14 protein-coding genes and 1 tRNA gene are annotated in these 15,912 nt (G+C 72.0%); 5 read left to right on the top strand and 10 right to left on the bottom strand.

What is annotated here, in order from left to right:
• Positions 1–21: 21 nt before the first annotated feature.
• From prfA to L0965_RS10665, 9 genes are all read right to left on the bottom strand, one after another.
• Complete coding sequence (prfA, locus tag L0965_RS10705; RefSeq protein ID WP_060958901.1) at positions 22–1,098, bottom strand: peptide chain release factor 1; 1,077 nt, start codon at positions 1,096–1,098, stop codon at positions 22–24.
• 8 nt (positions 1,099–1,106) lie between these two features.
• The gene (rho, locus tag L0965_RS10700) at positions 1,107–3,200 is read right to left on the bottom strand and encodes a transcription termination factor Rho (protein WP_101306632.1); all 2,094 of its coding nucleotides are present in this window, start codon (positions 3,198–3,200) and stop codon (positions 1,107–1,109) included.
• 165 nt (positions 3,201–3,365) lie between these two features.
• Positions 3,366–4,307 (bottom strand): homoserine kinase, encoded by a 942-nt coding sequence (thrB, locus tag L0965_RS10695; RefSeq protein WP_060959191.1) that lies wholly within the window; start codon positions 4,305–4,307, stop codon positions 3,366–3,368.
• The gene (gene thrC / locus L0965_RS10690) at positions 4,304–5,374 is read right to left on the bottom strand and encodes a threonine synthase (protein ID WP_060959190.1); all 1,071 of its coding nucleotides are present in this window, start codon (positions 5,372–5,374) and stop codon (positions 4,304–4,306) included. Before thrC ends, thrB begins: the two co-directional genes overlap by 4 nt.
• A gap of 49 nt (positions 5,375–5,423) precedes the next feature.
• A complete protein-coding gene (locus tag L0965_RS10685; protein ID WP_101306633.1) occupies positions 5,424–6,764 on the bottom strand; it encodes a homoserine dehydrogenase in 1,341 nt (446 codons plus the stop codon).
• The gene (lysA, locus tag L0965_RS10680) at positions 6,761–8,197 is read right to left on the bottom strand and encodes a diaminopimelate decarboxylase (RefSeq protein WP_101306634.1); all 1,437 of its coding nucleotides are present in this window, start codon (positions 8,195–8,197) and stop codon (positions 6,761–6,763) included. The genes L0965_RS10685 and lysA overlap by 4 nt, the downstream gene beginning before the upstream one ends.
• Before the next feature lie 134 nt (positions 8,198–8,331).
• A complete protein-coding gene (locus L0965_RS10675; RefSeq protein ID WP_101306635.1) occupies positions 8,332–9,174 on the bottom strand; it encodes a DUF2993 domain-containing protein in 843 nt (280 codons plus the stop codon).
• A gap of 1 nt (position 9,175) precedes the next feature.
• Positions 9,176–10,843: an arginine--tRNA ligase gene (locus L0965_RS10670; RefSeq protein ID WP_101306636.1), complete on the bottom strand. Its 1,668-nt coding sequence runs from the start codon at positions 10,841–10,843 to the stop codon at positions 9,176–9,178.
• A gap of 227 nt (positions 10,844–11,070) precedes the next feature.
• On the bottom strand, positions 11,071–11,916 hold the full coding sequence (locus L0965_RS10665; protein WP_060959185.1) for a transglutaminase family protein: 846 nt from the start codon (positions 11,914–11,916) through the stop codon (positions 11,071–11,073).
• Positions 11,917–12,030: 114 nt separating this feature from the next.
• On the opposite strand from L0965_RS10665, the gene L0965_RS10660 reads away from it, so the two are divergent.
• From L0965_RS10660 to L0965_RS10650, 3 genes are all read left to right on the top strand, one after another.
• Entirely contained in the window at positions 12,031–12,798 is a 768-nt protein-coding gene (locus L0965_RS10660; protein WP_157831626.1) for an SGNH/GDSL hydrolase family protein, read from the top strand.
• Between the two features lie 16 nt (positions 12,799–12,814).
• Positions 12,815–12,887 (top strand) — tRNA-Arg (locus L0965_RS10655).
• Between the two features lie 189 nt (positions 12,888–13,076).
• Positions 13,077–13,427 carry a hypothetical protein gene (locus L0965_RS10650; RefSeq protein WP_198553628.1) on the top strand — a complete coding sequence of 117 codons (351 nt, stop codon included), beginning with the start codon at positions 13,077–13,079 and terminating at the stop codon, positions 13,425–13,427.
• 26 nt (positions 13,428–13,453) lie between these two features.
• On the opposite strand, the gene L0965_RS10645 is transcribed toward L0965_RS10650, so the two are convergent.
• Positions 13,454–13,849, bottom strand: a complete 396-nt coding sequence (locus tag L0965_RS10645) for a rhodanese-like domain-containing protein (RefSeq protein WP_101306638.1) — start codon at positions 13,847–13,849, stop codon at positions 13,454–13,456.
• A 238-nt stretch (positions 13,850–14,087) separates the two neighbouring features.
• Between L0965_RS10645 and L0965_RS10640 the strand changes: the two genes are divergently transcribed.
• Both L0965_RS10640 and L0965_RS10635 read left to right on the top strand, forming a co-directional pair.
• Positions 14,088–15,125: an amino acid ABC transporter permease gene (locus L0965_RS10640; RefSeq protein WP_101306639.1), complete on the top strand. Its 1,038-nt coding sequence runs from the start codon at positions 14,088–14,090 to the stop codon at positions 15,123–15,125.
• Positions 15,122–15,895, top strand: a complete 774-nt coding sequence (locus L0965_RS10635; protein ID WP_061782543.1) for an amino acid ABC transporter ATP-binding protein — start codon at positions 15,122–15,124, stop codon at positions 15,893–15,895. Before L0965_RS10640 ends, L0965_RS10635 begins: the two co-directional genes overlap by 4 nt.
• Positions 15,896–15,912: the final 17 nt, after the last annotated feature.

Raw genomic sequence — 15,912 nt, 5'->3', positions numbered from 1 at the left:
GGCACGCGACGAACCGTGCGGTCAGTCGCCGCCGAGCGCCGCCAGCCGCGCCTCTTCGTCGGCGGCGATGGCCGACTCGATGAGGGGCCCGAGGGCGCCGTCCATGACCTGATCGAGGTTGTAGGCCTTGTAGCCGGTGCGGTGGTCGGCGATGCGGTTCTCGGGGAAGTTGTACGTGCGGATGCGCTCGGAACGGTCCATGCCGCGGATCTGCGAACGGCGGGCGTCGGATGCCGCGGCATCCCGCTCCTCCTGCTGCTTGGCGAGCAGCCGGGCACGCAGCACCCGCATGCCGGCCTCGCGGTTCTGCAGCTGGCTCTTCTCGTTCTGCATCGAGACGACGATGCCGGTCGGCAGGTGCGTGATGCGCACCGCGGAGTCGGTCGTGTTGACGGACTGTCCACCCGGACCCGACGAGCGGAACACGTCGATCTTGAGGTCGTTCGCGTCGATCTGCACCTCTTCGGGCTCGTCGACCTCCGGGAAGACGAGGACACCCGTCGTCGACGTGTGGATCCTCCCCTGCGACTCGGTCGCCGGCACGCGCTGCACACGGTGCACGCCGCCCTCGTACTTGAGGTGGGCCCACACCCCCTGCGCCGGGTCGGTCGAGCTGCCCTTGATCGCGACCTGGACGTCCTTGTAGCCGCCCAGATCGGATTCGTTGCGTTCCAGCAGCTCGGTCTTCCACCCCATGGATGCCGCGTACTGCAGGTACATCCGCAGGAGATCGGCCGCGAACAGGGCCGACTCGGCGCCGCCCTCCCCCGCTTTGACCTCGAGGATCACGTCGCGCGCGTCGTCGGGGTCGCGCGGGATGAGCAGGCGCCGCAGCTTCTCCTGCGCGGCGGCGACCCGCTCCTCGAGGACCGGGACCTCGTCGGCGAAGGCGTCGTCCTCACGGGCGAGCTCACGCGCGGCGGCGAGGTCGTCGTCCGCCGCACGCCACGCGTCGTGCGCCGCGACGATCTTCGACAGCTCGGCGTAGCGACGGTTGACGCGCTTCGCGCGGGCGGCATCGGCGTGCACCGCGGGGTCGGAGAGCTCCTCCTGGACCGCGCGGTGCTCGTCGATCAGCGCCTGGACGGACTCGAACACGGTCCCGCTCAGCGGATGCTGTTCTCGTGTCCGTGGCTGTGGCCGCCGGCGGTCGTGGACACCGACTTCATCTGCACGTTCTGCATCTGGTAGAGGAACTCCACGTTCGAGCTCGTCTCCTTGAGCTTGCCGAGGACCACCTCGAGAGCCTGCTGCGGGTCGAGGCCGGCGAGGGCGCGACGCAGCTTCCAGGTGATCTTGACCTCGTCGGGGTTCAGCAGCATCTCCTCGCGGCGCGTGGACGAACCGTTGACGTCGACGGCGGGGAAGATGCGCTTGTCGGCCAGCTGACGCGACAGGCGCAGCTCGCTGTTGCCGGTGCCCTTGAACTCCTCGAAGATGACCTCGTCCATCTTGGAGCCGGTCTCCACGAGCGCCGTCGCGAGGATGGTGAGCGATCCGCCGTTCTCGATGTTGCGGGCGGCACCGAAGAAGCGCTTGGGCGGGTACAGGGCCGACGCGTCGACGCCACCGCTGAGCACGCGGCCGCTGGTGGGCGCCGAGATGTTGTAGGCGCGGCCGAGACGCGTGATCGAGTCGAGCAGCACGACGACGTCGCGGCCGAGCTCCACGAGGCGCTTGGCGCGCTCGATGGCGAGCTCCGCGACGGTCGTGTGGTCTTCGGCCGGGCGGTCGAAGGTCGAGGCGATGACCTCGCCCTTGACCGTGCGCTGCATGTCGGTGACCTCTTCGGGGCGCTCGTCGACGAGCACGACCATGAGGTGGACCTCGGGGTTGTTCGTCGCGATCGCGTTCGCGATCTGCTGCAGGACGATCGTCTTGCCGGCCTTCGGCGGCGCGACGATGAGACCGCGCTGGCCCTTGCCGATCGGGGCGACGAGGTCGATGATGCGCTGCGTGAGCTTCTCCGGCGCCGTCTCCAGGCGCAGGCGCTCCTGCGGGTAGAGCGGCGTGAGCTTGCCGAACTCGACGCGCTCGGCGGCGTCGTCGACCGACAGGCCGTTGATGGCGTCGACCTTCACCAGCGCGTTGTACTTCTGGCGGCTCGACTGTTCGCCCTCGCGCGGCTGCTTGATGGCGCCGACGACGGCGTCGCCCTTGCGCAGGTTGTACTTCTTGACCTGGCCGAGCGAGACGTAGACGTCGCTGGCGCCGGGCAGGTAGCCCGTCGTGCGCACGAACGCGTAGTTGTCGAGCACGTCCAGGATGCCGGCGATCGGGATGAGGACGTCGTCCTCGCCGATCTCGGTCTCGAACTCGTCGCCGTTCTGGTTCTGTCCGCCGCGACGCTTGTTGCGCTGACGACCGCGTCCCTGACCCTGCTCGTCGGCGTCGTCGTTCGACGTGTTGTCCTCGGCGGGGGCCGCGGGAGCGGCCGGCGCGTTCTGGCCGCCCTGCGTGGCCGGGGCGTTCTGCGCGGCCTGGGCGTTCTCGCCGCGCTGGCCGCGGTTGCGGCTGCGGCTGCGCGAACGGCTGCGGCTGCGGCTCGGGGTCTCCCCCTCGGCCGCGTTCTCGCCGGATGCCGTGGCGTCGGCGGCTGCAGCGTCGGCAGCCGTCTCGTCCTGGGCAGGAGCGGTCTCGCCCTCACCGGACGGGGCGATGGCGTCGGTCGCCGCAGCCGCGGTGTCGGGGGTCTCCGCCGGCGCGACGGTCTCGGCGGGCGCGTCCGCGCTCTCGGCGGCGGGCGCGTCGGCGGTCTCGACGACGGTCTCGGCGGCGGCGGTCTCGGCGGCGGGAGCCTCGGCATCCGTCGCCTCGGCGGCCGGCACGTCGGTGCTCTTCGCACGGCGCGGGGCACGCTTGCGCGGCGCCTTGACGGGCTTCTCGACGACCGGCGCCTCCTCGCTCGCGGCGGCGGGGGCCTCGGCATCCGAGGGCACCTCGACGTCGGGGGCCTCGCTCTGGACGGCCTCGGCGGCGGGCTCCTCCGGCGCGACGGGCTCCTCCGCGGGAGCCTCCTCCGCGGGAGCCTCCTCCGCGGGAGCCTCCTCGGCGGCGGCCTCCTCGACGGGGGTCTCCTCCGCCGGGGTCTCCTCGGCGGTGGGGGCGTCGGTCACCTCGGTCGCGGCGGCGTCGCCGGCGGCTTCCGTGTTCTCGACGTTCTCGATGTTCTCGGTCTGGATCTCGGAGAGGGACTCCACGAGTTCTCCTTCGTAGGCATGTGGACGGGGACCGTCCGCATCGCGCCGTCCACGACAGGCGCTACCGCTCTCGTGCGCGCATGCACGTCTAGCTCAGACGCGCGATGGTGCAACGTGAGGGTTATGCGGTGGTTCGCAGAATTGCGACGGAGGCCAGATTCACGGTCACGCCGTGGCACCCTCCGTATGGTTCCTCACTGTACCACCCCTGACGTCGACGGCGAGCATGCGCGGCTCCCACGGAGTGTCCGTGACGGTGGCCGCCACCTCCGCGGCCGCGAGTCGCTGTCCGGGACCGTCGGCGAGCACGAGCACGCTCGGTCCGGCTCCCGACACCACCGCCGCGAAGCCGCGGGCACGCAGGGCGCGAACGAGCTCGTCGGTCGCCGGCATCGCCTGGGCCCGGTACGACTGATGCAGCTTGTCCTCGGTGGCCGCCATCAGCAGCTCCGGGCTCTGCGTGAGCGCCGCGATCAGCAGGGCCGAGCGCGACACGTTGAAGACGGCGTCCTCGCGCGTGACCTGCAGGGGCGCGAGCCCGCGCGCGACCGACGTGGACATCGTGAAGTCGGGGACGAACACGAGCGGAGCCACGCCGCGGTGCACCAGCAGCTTCTTGTGCTGCGGGCCGTTCTCGTCCATCCATGCGATCGTGAGGCCGCCGAACAGCGCCGGTGCGACGTTGTCGGGGTGCCCCTCGAGCTCCGTCGCGAGCCGCAGCAGCGTGTCGGGACCGAGCTCGACGTCGCCGGCGAGCAGCCCCTGGGCCGCGAGCAGCCCGGCGACGACCGCCGCGCCCGACGAGCCCATGCCGCGCCCGTGCGGGATGGTGTTGTGCGCGACGAGACGGATGCCGGGCATCGGACGGCCGGAGGCCTCGAAGGCGTACGCCATGGCCCGCACGACCAGGTGCGAGGCGTCGGTGGGGACGTCGGCGGCACCCTCCCCCGAGACGACGATCTCCAGCCCCGGCTCGGGCAGCGCCGTGACGACGAGCTCGTCGTACGAGCTCAGCGCGAGGCCCAGCGTGTCGAAGCCCGGCCCGAGGTTGGCGCTCGTCGCGGGCACGCGCACCGCGACGGCACGCCCCGCCTCTGCCGCGGTCATGCCAGGTCGAGGACGGACGCGACCTCACTGGTCGTCGCGTCGACGACGGTGGGCTCGACCTCGGTGCCGTCGGCGTTGCGCAGTGCCCACTGGGGGTCCTTGAGGCCGTGGCCGGTGACGGTGATGACGATGGTCGCGCCGGCGGGGATCACGCCCGCCTCGGCACGGTCCAGCAGGCCCGCGACGCCGATCGCGCTGGCCGGCTCGACGAAGACGCCGGCCGTGCTGGCCAGCAGCTTCTGCGCCGCGAGGATGCGCGCGTCGTCGATGGCGCCGAACCAGCCCTGGGTCGCGTCGCGCGCTTCGAGGGCGAGCTCCCACGAGGCGGGGTTGCCGATGCGGATCGCCGAGGCGATCGTCTCGGGGTTGCGGACGACCTCGCCGCGCACGAGCGGCGCGGAGCCCTCGGCCTGGAAGCCGAACATGCGCGGCACCTTGGTCGCGACGCCGCGCGCGGCCTCCTCGCGGTAGCCCCGGGAGTAGGCCGTGTAGTTGCCGGCGTTGCCGACGGGGATGAGGTGGAAGTCGGGGGCGTCGCCGAGCTGGGAGACGACCTCGTAGGCGGCCGTCTTCTGCCCCTCGATGCGGTCGGGGTTGACCGAGTTGACGAGGTGGACGGGGTAGTTGTCGGCGAGCTCGCGCGCGATCTCGAGGCAGTCGTCGAAGTTGCCGCGCACCTGGATCAGCCGACCGCCGTGGATGACCGCCTGGCTGAGCTTGCCCATCGCGATCTTGCCCTCCGGGACCAGCACGGCCGCCGTGATGCCCGCGTGCGCCGCGTAGGCGGCGGCGGATGCCGACGTGTTGCCGGTCGAGGCGCAGATGACGGCCTTCGCGCCGTGCTCGACGGCGCGCGAGAGCGCGACCGTCATGCCGCGGTCCTTGAACGAGCCGGTCGGGTTCATGCCCTCGAACTTGATGAAGACGTTCGCGCCGGTCTGCTGCGAGAGCGCCGCGGCGGGGATCAGGGGCGTGCCGCCCTCGCCGAGCGTCACGACCGTCGACGTCTCCGTGACGCCGAGCCGATCGGCGTATTCGCGCAGGACTCCCTGCCAGACGTGTGCCATGTCCATCTCCTTCTTGCGGTGCCGCGACCGCGAGTTCAGTTTCCCCGGATCAATTGCCTTCGACGCGCAGGACCGACACGACGCGGCCGACCACGCCGCTGGCGGCGAGACGGTCGACGGTGTCGCTGAGGTCCTGCTCACGTGCCGTGTGGGTGCCGATGACCAGCCGCGCGACGCCCGGAGCGTCCTCGGCCTCGGTGGGCGCGGTCGGCTCGATCGTCTGCTCGACCGTCGCGATCGACACGCGTCCCTCGCTGAGGATGCCGGCCACCGTCGCGAGCACACCCGGCTCGTCGGAGACCTCGAGGGTGATCTGGTAGCGCGTGGTGACGCGGCCGATCGGGAGCACCGGGAGGTTCGCGCGCGTGGACTCGCCGACCCCGACCCCGCCGGCGATGTGGCGCCGCGCCGCCGACACGACGTCGCCGAGCACGGCGGACGCCGTCTGCACCCCGCCGGCGCCCGCGCCGTAGAACATCAGGTTCCCGGCCGCCTCGGCCTGGACGAAGACCGCGTTGTTGGCGCCGTGCACGCTCGCCAGCGGGTGCTCGCGCGGGATCAGGGCGGGGTACACGCGCACCGAGATCGCCTCGCCGGTGGGCGAGTCCGCCTCGGCGTCGGCGAGACGCTCGCAGACGGCCAGCAGCTTGATGACGTAGCCGGCGTGACGGGCGGCATCCATCGCCTGCTTGTCGATGCGCGTGATGCCCTCGCGGTGCACGGCGTCGAGCGGGACGGCGGTGTGGAAGGCGAGCGAGGCGAGGATGGCCGCCTTCTGCGCCGCGTCGTAGCCTTCGATGTCCGCCGTGGGGTCCGCTTCCGCGTAGCCGAGCTTCTGCGCGTCGGCGAGGACCTCGTCGAAGCCGCTGCCCTCGCTGTCCATGCGGTCGAGGATGTAGTTGGTCGTGCCGTTGACGATGCCCATGATCCGCTGCACGCGGTCGCCGGCGAGCGAGTCGCGCAGCGGCCGGATGATCGGGATGGCACCGGCGGCGGCGGCCTCGTAGTACACCGACGCGCCCACCTGATCGGCGGCGTCGAAGATCTCCGGGCCGTGCGTGGCCAGCAGCGCCTTGTTGGCGGTGACCACGTCGGCGCCCGACGACAGCGCCAGCAGGATGTCGGTGCGGGCGGGCTCGATGCCGCCCATCAGCTCGATGACGATGTCGGCGCCGACGATCAGCTGCTCGGAATCGGTGGTGAACAGCTCGCGCGGCAGGTCCGCGTCGCGCGGCGCGTCGGGGTTGCGCACCGCGATGCCGACGAGATCGAGCGCTGCGCCGGCACGGTCGGCCAGCTCGTCCGCGTGCTTGCGCAGGAGCGCGGCGACCTGGGACCCGACGGCCCCCGCCCCGAGCAGGGCCACACGCAGTCGACGGTAGTCGGTCATTCGTTCTCCTCGCCGGATGGGGAGCCGGAGGCGACCCCGAGGTCGCGCGCCAGCAGGTCGTCGATGGTCTCGCCGCGCACGATCACCCGTGCCGCGCCGTCCCGGACGGCGACGACCGGCGGCCGCGGCACGTAGTTGTAGTTGCTCGACAGCGAGAAGCAGTAGGCGCCGGTCGCGGGCACGGCGAGCAGGTCGCCGGGGGTGACGTCGCCGGGCAGGTACTCCGCGTCGACGACGATGTCGCCGGACTCGCAGTGACGGCCCACCACGCGGGCCAGGGCAGGCGCGGCATCCGAGGTACGCGATGCGAGACGGGCGGAGTACTGCGCGCCGTACAGCGCCGGACGCGCGTTGTCGCTCATGCCGCCGTCGACGCTGACGTAGAGCCGTTCGAGCTCGTCGCTGACCTGCACGGGCTTGACGGTGCCCACCTCGTACAGGGTCACACCGGCGCGGCCGACGATCGTGCGGCCCGGCTCGAAGGCGAGGTGAGGAAGCGGGATGCCGCGGACCTCGCACTCGCGCGCGACGGCGTCGACGATGCCGTCGGCCAGCGCGGCGATGGGCGTGGGCGTATCGACCGACGTGTAGGCGATGCCGAAGCCGCCCCCCAGGTTGAGGACGGGGATGTCGCCGCCGGCGAGCAGCTGCGCGTGGAGGTCGACCACGCGAGCCGCGGACTCCTCGAAGCCGCGCGCGCCGAAGATCTGCGAGCCGATGTGGCAGTGCAGTCCGACGAAGCGCAGGCCCGGCAGCTCGCGGATGCGGGCGACGACGGCCGGGGCGTCGGCGAGGGCGAACCCGAACTTCTGGTCCTCGTGGGCGGTCGCGAGGAAGTCGTGCGTCTCGGCGTGCACGCCGCTGTTCACGCGGACGAGGACCGCCTGCGGCTCGGCCCCGGCGGCGACGCGGCGCTCCACGATCGCGGCGAGCCGCTCGAGCTCGATGCGGGAGTCGATGACGATCGAGCCGATGCCGATCTCGACGGCGCGCTCCAGCTCGGCCACCGACTTGTTGTTGCCGTGCAGCCCGAGCCGCGACGCGTCGGCGCCGGCGGCAAGGGCCACGGCGAGCTCACCGCCGGTGGCGACGTCGACCGCGAGTCCCTCTTCGGTGACCCACCGCACGATCTCCGTCGACAGGAACGCCTTGCCGGCGTAGTAGACCCGGGCCTGCACCCCGTGGCGGGCGGCGGCGGCGGCGAACGCCTCGCGCACCTCGCGGGCGCGGCGGCGCACGGCATCCTCGTCGAGGACGTACAGCGGTGTGCCGAAGCGGGCGCGCAGCGCGGCGGCGCCGACGCCGGCGATGAGCAGCTGGCCGTCGTCGTCGCGGGCGGCCGAGGCCGGCCACACGGCCGCGGCGAGCGCGTTCGCATCGTCCGGCACGGTGAGCCACGCGGGCACGAGCGGGCGGTCGGAGGCGGCGGACACGTGCGGAACCAATCGTGTGGGGTCGGGCTGCCGACGGTCACGTCACGCCCGGCAGTCCTAGAAGTCTAGGGCACCCCCGCATGCCGCCTCACGCATGTGACGACCCCCGCGAGACCCCCCGGGCCCGCCCCGCCTCAGCTGCACGTGCCCTTCTGCTGCAGGGCGGTGTCGACGGTGATCCGCGGATCGACCGCGACGTCCGCGACCACCTGCGATCCGTCGACGCGCACCGCGGACAGCGTGAGCCCGGCGGGCAGGTACTGCTTCACGCACACGTCCCAGTCGCGCACCACGGTGCGCGCGACCGCGCCGAACTGGTCGATCAGAACATCGGCCGACACCTCGGCGCCCGACACCCGCAGCGTGCGCGGCGTGAGCACCAGGTCGCCGTCCGACGCCGAAGGGGCGAGGCTCACCCCGACCGGCACCGACAGGGCGAACAGCCTCAGCTCCGTCGACATCACGATGTCCGGCGCCTCGAGCGTGACGGCATCCGCCGGGAAGCCCTCGACGGTGCCGAGCAGCGCCCGCACCTGGGCCTCGTCCAGACGCACGGTCGCCGACGCGCTCTGCAGCAGCTGGTCGCCGCCGACGGGCACACCCGCGGCGTGCACCTCGACGTCGCCCGTGAGCTGCCCGAGCGGAACGTCCGCGGCGGACACGGTGACCTCGTCGAGACGGCCCGCGATCAGCTGCGGCAGCATCTGACCGGGGACGGCGACGTCGATCTGCTGATCGGCGGGGAGGTCGAGCCGCGACACGACCTGCTCGCGGATCGTCCGCTCCACGACACCGCGGGCGATGTACTCCCCCGCGAACCACGCGCCGACGGCGAGCGCCGCGACCGCGAGCACGGCGATCAGCCACGGCCAGCGGCGGCTGCGGCGTCGTCGCGGTGCGGATGCCGCGGCATCCGTCGACAGCACCCACTGCGCCGTCGGGTCGGGAAGCGGCTGGGTGGGGTGCTGGTCGCTCACGTCACATCCGCTCGGGCGCGCTCACACCGAGGAGTCCGAGTCCGTTGCGCAGCACCTGACCGGTCGCGTCGTTGAGCCAGAGCCGCGTGCGGTGCAGGTCGGTGACCGGCTCGTCACCCAGCGGCGTCACCCGGCAGGTGTCGTACCAGCGGTGGTACAGGCTCGCGAGCTCCTCGAGGTAGCGCGCGACACGGTGCGGCTCGCGCACCTCGGCGGCGTAGGCCACGATGCGCGGGAACTCCTGCAGGGCGCCGAGCAGGGCCGACTCGCTCTCGTGGTCCAGCAGCTCGGGCACGAACGCGCTGCGGTCGACACCGGAGTCCGCCGCGTTGCGCGCGACGTTGTGCGTACGGGCATGCGCGTACTGCACGTAGAAGACGGGGTTGTCGTTCGTGCGCTTCGTGAGGATCTCGGGGTCGAGGGTCAGCGGCGAATCGGCCGGGTACCGCGCGAGCGAGTAACGCAGCGCATCGGTGCCGAGCCAGTCGCGCAGGTCGTCGAGCTCGATGATGTTGCCGGCGCGCTTGGACAGCCGCGCGCCGTTGACCGAGACGAGCTGGCCGATCAGCACCTCGATGTCCTTCTCGGGGTCGTCGCCCGCCGCGCCCGCGAGCGCCTTGAGGCGGTGGACGTAGCCGTGGTGGTCGGCACCGAGGAGGTAGATCTTGTGCGCGAAGCCGCGGTCGCTCTTATTGAGGTAGTAGGCGGCGTCGGCGGCGAAGTAGGTGTACTCGCCGTTGGAGCGACGGATCACGCGATCCTTGTCGTCGCCGAAGTCGGTCGTGCGCACCCACACGGCGTCGTCCTGGTCGAACACGTGCCCCTGGGCCCGCAGGCGGTCGACGGCCTCGTCGACGAGGCTCGGCTCGCCGTTCGGGCCGTGGGCGTGGAGCGTGCGCTCGCTGAAGAACACGTCGAAGTGGACGTTGAACTTCTCCAGCGACGCCTGCAGGTCGGCCAGCTGCAGGGCGTACGCCCGATCGCGCGCCTCGACCACCTGATCCTCCGCCGGCAGGTCGAGGATGCCCGGGAGCTCGGCGAGGACGCGACGGGCGAGGTCGTCGATGTAGGAGCCCGGATAGCCGTCCTCGGGGGTCGGCTCGCCCTTGATGGCGGCGAGCACGGAACGGCCGAAGCGGTCCATCTGCGCGCCCGCGTCGTTGATGTAGAACTCGCGCACGAGCGTCGCACCGCTGGCCAGGAGCACCCGCGCGATCGCGTCGCCCAGGGCCGCCCACCGGGTGTGGCCGATGTGCATCGGGCCGGTCGGGTTCGCGCTCACGAACTCCAGGTTGATGCTCTGCCCGCGCTGGGTCTCGTTGGCGCCGTAGGCCGCGCCGGCCTCGACGATCGCCCGGGCCAGGGCACCGGCGGCGCCCGCCTCGAGACGGATGTTGATGAAGCCGGGACCGGCGACCTCGACGCTCGCGACGCCGTCGGTGGCCGCGAGCGCGTCGGCGATCTCCTGCGCGAACTCGCGCGGGTTCGCCCCGACCGCCTTGCCGAGCTTCAGCGCGGCGTTGGACGCCCAGTCGCCGTGGTCGCGGTTGCGCGGCCGCTCCAGCGGCAGGTCGGCCGCGGTCAGACCGGCGCTCGCACCGGGGCGTCGCGCCTCGGCGAGCGGGGCGATGACGGCGAGGAGGGCGGCGGAGAGGGCGTCGGGGTTCATAGCCCGTCAAGTCTACGGGCGCGTGCCGCCCGCAACCTGCGTGCGCGGCTCGGCATCCGTCGTGAGGTGCGGGGTCTTGCAGGCCCTCCCCGCGCACGGGCGCCGGCACAACTCCACCTGAGACGTCTGCGAAGCCACGAAAGCTGCGGACAGCAGACCCACAGGCGGAGTTGCGCAGGCGCGTCGAGCCCCACGGCCGCGGTGGCGGCCCGCCTGGCCCGGCCGGGTCAGGCGAGCTGGACGAGCTCGGCGAAGTCGTCGAGAGCGGGGTCGGATGCCGCGGCCGCGGCATCCTGCGCCGCGACGTCGGACGCGTCGTCCGGCAGGACGCACGCGTCGACGCGCATCCGCTGCAGGCCGACGTAGCCGCCGTGGTAGCTGAGGAACGCGCAGTCGGCGGCGTCGCGGCCGGTCGCGATGCGCACCAGCGAGCGGCGGTTCGCGAGCCGGGTGGCGTCGATGACGTACCAGCTGCCGTCGAGGTAGGCCTCGGCGACGGCGTGGAAGTCCATCGGGCGCAGCCCCGGCGCGAAGCACGCGGCGTAGCGGGCCGGCATGTCCATGGCCCGCAGCAGCGCGATGACGACGTGCGCGTAGTCGCGGCAGACGCCCTGGCCGGTCATCAGCGTGGTGACGGCCGAGTCGGTGCCCTGGCTGAGCCCCGGCGTGTAGGTCGTGCTGGAGGCGACGAACTCACTGACGGCCGCGATGAGGTCGAGGCCCTGCAGCCCCCGGAACTGACGCCGCGCCTGCGAGAAGACCTCGTCGGACTGGCAGTAGCGGCTGGGGCGCAGGTAGGTGATGGCTTCCAGGTCGCTCGTCGCGCGCTGGGCGACGTGGCCCTCGATGAGCGCCTCGTAGCGCACCTCGAGACGTCCCGACTCGCCCAGAAGGCGGTGCAGCCGGCTCCCGGACTGGTCGATGATCTCCGTCGGGGTGTACACGCGATCGCCCTGCGTGAAGGTCAACTCCTCGCGCAGGACCGGGGCCGGCTGGGCCGCCGCGATCTGGAAGATGAGGTCGACGGAGGCCCCGAGATCGAGGTCCAGTTCGGCGGTCACGAGGCGTTGCACCGCAGTATCCTCGCACGCCGCGGAGGCGGTCGCGCACACGGATGTCCGGACCCTCTCACGCGGGTCCCCGACGGCCGATTCCGGTTTGTGCCGGCCGTGACCTACTCTCGTCGCATGTCCGCCGTCCGCCGCCCGCGTCGCCGCCTTCCGGCGGGCGCACGGGCGACGCTCGCGACGCTCGTCGCGGTCGCCTGCGGCGTGGGCGTCTGGCAGCTCGCGGTGCGCATCGCCGACCCGGCACCGGCCGCGGTCGCGGCCGCCGGCAGCGACGCCGTGGCGGTGGCACCGGCATCCCTCGTGCTGCCGGATCACCCCACGGTGCTGGTGTTCGGCGACTCCTGGACCTACGGCTCGGCAGCCGCATCGCCGGCCCTCGGCTACGCCGCCGTGGTCGGCGATCTCGCCGGCTGGACGACGGTGGTCGACGGCGTGCGCGGCTCCGGGTATCTCACACCCGGAATCGACGGGCCCGACTACGCCACGCGCATCGCGGCGCTCGACCCGCGGCTCGATCCGGACCTCGTGATCGTGCAGGGCTCGATCAACGATCGACGCGAGCCGGCGGCGGGCTATCGGCAGGCGGTGGATGCCGCGTGGGACGCCCTGGCCGAGCGGCTCCCGCGCGCGCAGGTGGTCATCCTCGGGCCGGCGCCGCAGGTGCTGCCCGTCGAAGCGGCGACGGCGCGGATCGACGCGGATCTCGCCGCCGCGGCCGCTGCGCGCGGCTGGTGGTACATCTCCCCCGTCCGGGAGCGGTGGATCACGCCGGCGAACTACGCGCAGGTGATCGACGCCGGTGCCGGGCGCCAGCACCCCTCGACCGCCGGGCACCGCTACCTCGCGGAGCGGCTCGCGGCGGCGGTCGCGGCGCTGCAGCGGTGATACCCTCGATCGGTACGCCTCCGTAGCTCAGGGGATAGAGCGTTGGTTTCCGGTACCAAAGGTCGCAGGTTCGATTCCTGTCGGGGGCACTCCTAGTTCCGCACGTCGTCGCGACGCGTCCGCGTCACGCGTCGTCATGCGCCGTCACACGCGCTCATCCCGCCGCCTTCGCCCGCGATCTCATCCGCATCGACACCGTCGACACGGGTGTCGCCGATCTCGTCCTCGCGTTCCTCGCCGACGAGGAGAGCGGTGGCGTGTGGGGCGCGGGATGGCTCGTGGAGCACCGTCCGGACCTCTTCGGCGCGGCACGGGGGCTCTCCTTCTCCCCCGAGACGCGCGACGACGACCTCGACGCCCTCGGCTTCGTCGGAACCCTGATCGAGACCCTGCAGGCGGCGATGGCGGCGGAGGACGAGCAGGGCATCGTCGTCCCGTACCTGCTCCCGGCCTCCACCGACAACAAGCACTTCGCACGCCTCGGCATCCACGGCTACGGGTTCATCCCGCTCCGCGTGCCGCGGGGCTTCGACGTCTTCGGCCAGTTCCACGCGGCGGACGAGCGCATCCCTCTCGCGGCGCTGCACTTCAGCGCGCGCACGACGGCTCGCATCCTGCAGCACGCCTAGCGGGCAGGATGCGGGCCGTCGGGGATTCAGCCCTCGGACGGGAGCTCGGCCGCCGGTGCCCCCGCGTCGCGCCAGGCGGGGAAGCCGCCGTCGACGTGCGCGACGTTGGTGAAACCGCTCTCGCGCAGCTTCTGCGCCACCGGTCCCGAGCCGCGGATGGATCCGCAGACGATGACGATGTCCTGATCCCACTCGGTGATCTCGGCGAGCTTCTCCGGAGAGTCGAGGAGGAACTGCGCGTCGATGCGATCGCGGTCACCGCGGATCGCCCCGGGGATCACCCCGTCTTTGGCGCGACCGGCGTCGCTGCGCACGTCGACCACGACGGCGCCGGCCGCGAACCGGTCAGCGGCCTCTTCCGGGCTGATCAGCGGGGCCTCGACGGCGGGGGTGGATGCGGGTGCGACGTGGTCGTGGGTCACGGATGTCTCCTCGTGGGTCGGGATCGGAAGGGGGTGGTCCGCATGCGTCCGACGATAGGTGCGCCCCCGCGCAGCGACGGCCGATGCGTCGCCGGATTGCTCTGTGTGACGCCACGCTACGGATGATCACGGGCCGTGACGAACGGTGTTTGCCGAGCGCCCGTGCCGCTCTCTACCGTCAGGCAACCGGCTCGTCCTCGATGAGCCTTCCCGAGAGAACGGCCCGAAAGAGGCTTCCATGACCGACACCCTGGCCCGCGCCACCGGCGCGTCCACGACCGCCCCCGGATCGCCGCCCGACGGCGACCGCTGGGACCTCGGCACCATCCGCGTCGTCCGCACGAAACACTGGTTCCGCTGGGCGCTCGCGGCCGTCGTGATCTTCGTCCTCGCGCAGTTCGCGTGGTCGCTCGTGACCAACGAGAACTACGAGTGGGACGTGTTCGCGCGCTACTTCGTCTCCGAGCCGGTCCTGCGCGGACTCGGCCTGACGCTGCTGTACACGGCGGTCTCGGCCGTGATCGGCTTCCTCCTCGGGACGCTGATCGCCCTGGCCCGCCTCGCGAAGTCGCCGCTGCTGAACAGCGCCGCCTGGCTGTACATCTGGTTCTTCCGCTCGGTGCCCCTCGTCGTACAGCTGGTGGTCTGGTACAACCTCGGCTACCTCTACCCCACCCTCGGCCTCGGAACGCCGTTCACGACGGACTTCTGGATCGTCGAGTTCCCCACCGTCCAGCTGATCTCGGCGTTCGCGGCCGGCGTGCTCGGCCTCTCCCTCCACCAGGCCGCCTACTCGGCGGAGATCATCCGCGGTGGACTGCTGTCGGTGGACCAGGGCCAGCTGGAGGCCGCCGCCTCGCTCGGCATCCCGCCCCGCCGCCGCCTCACCCGCATCGTGCTCCCGCAGGCCATGCGCTCGATCGTGCCCAACGCGACCAACGAGGTCATCGGTCTCGTCAAGGGGACGTCGGTGCTCTTCGTCATCGCCATCCCCGAGCTTTTCTACGCGGTGCAGGTCATCTACAACCGCAACAGCCGCGTCATCCCGCTGCTGCTGGTCGCGGTGGTCTGGTACACGATCGTCACGACGATCCTGAGCATCGCGCAGTACTACATCGAACGCCACTACGCCCGCGGAACCGTGCGCGTGCTCCCACCCACGCCGGTGCAGAAGGCGCGCGCGTGGATCGCCGCGCAGTGGGCGCGCCTGGCCGACGAGAACCCGACAGCGGCGCGACCGGTGCCGCACGACGAGAAGGTCGCAGGACGGTCATGAGCGCGACGACGGGACTCGTGGAGATCCACGACGTGCACAAGAGCTACGGCGGCATCGAGGTGCTCCGCGGCATCCATCTGACGATCGCCCCCGGCGAGGTCGTGGCGATCCTCGGCGCCAGCGGCTCGGGCAAGTCGACCCTGCTGCGCACCATCAACCACCTCGAGACGGTGGATGCCGGCTCGGTCACGGTCGACGGCGAGTTCATCGGCTACGAGAAGCGCGGCGGCGTCCTCCACGAGCTGCGCGAGCGCGACGTGCTCGCGCGGCGCACGCAGATCGGCATCGTCTTCCAGAACTTCAACCTCTTCCCGCACCTGACCGCCCTGGAGAACGTCACGGAGGCGCCGATCGCCCTCGGGCGACACTCCAAGGAGGATGCCCGCGAGCTCGGGCTGGGGCTGCTGGACCGCGTGGGCCTCGCGGACAAGGCCGACCGCTACCCGCGCCAGCTCTCCGGCGGTCAGCAGCAGCGGGTGGCGATCGCCCGCGCGCTGGCCCTCGCACCGAAGGTGATCCTGTTCGACGAGCCGACGAGCGCCCTCGATCCGGAACTGGTCGGCGAGGTGCTCGACGTCATCCGCGACCTCGCGCAGCTCGGCACCACGCTGGTCATCGTCACCCATGAGGTCGGCTTCGCACGCGAGGTCGCCGACCGCGTCGTCTTCCTCGACGGCGGTCGCATCATCGAGCAGGGTCCGCCCTCCGAGGTCCTCGTGCGTCCGCAGCACCCCCGCGTGCAGGAGTTCCTCGCCAAGGTCCTCTCCTGACAACCCCACCGCAGATC

The sequence above is a fragment of the Microbacterium sp. NFH-22A-Y genome (assembly GCF_021401375.1).
Classification (GTDB): Bacteria; Actinomycetota; Actinomycetes; order Actinomycetales; family Microbacteriaceae; genus Microbacterium; species Microbacterium hominis.
Note: the sequence above shows the minus strand (reverse complement) of the source record. Positions and strands in the feature narration are given on the sequence as shown.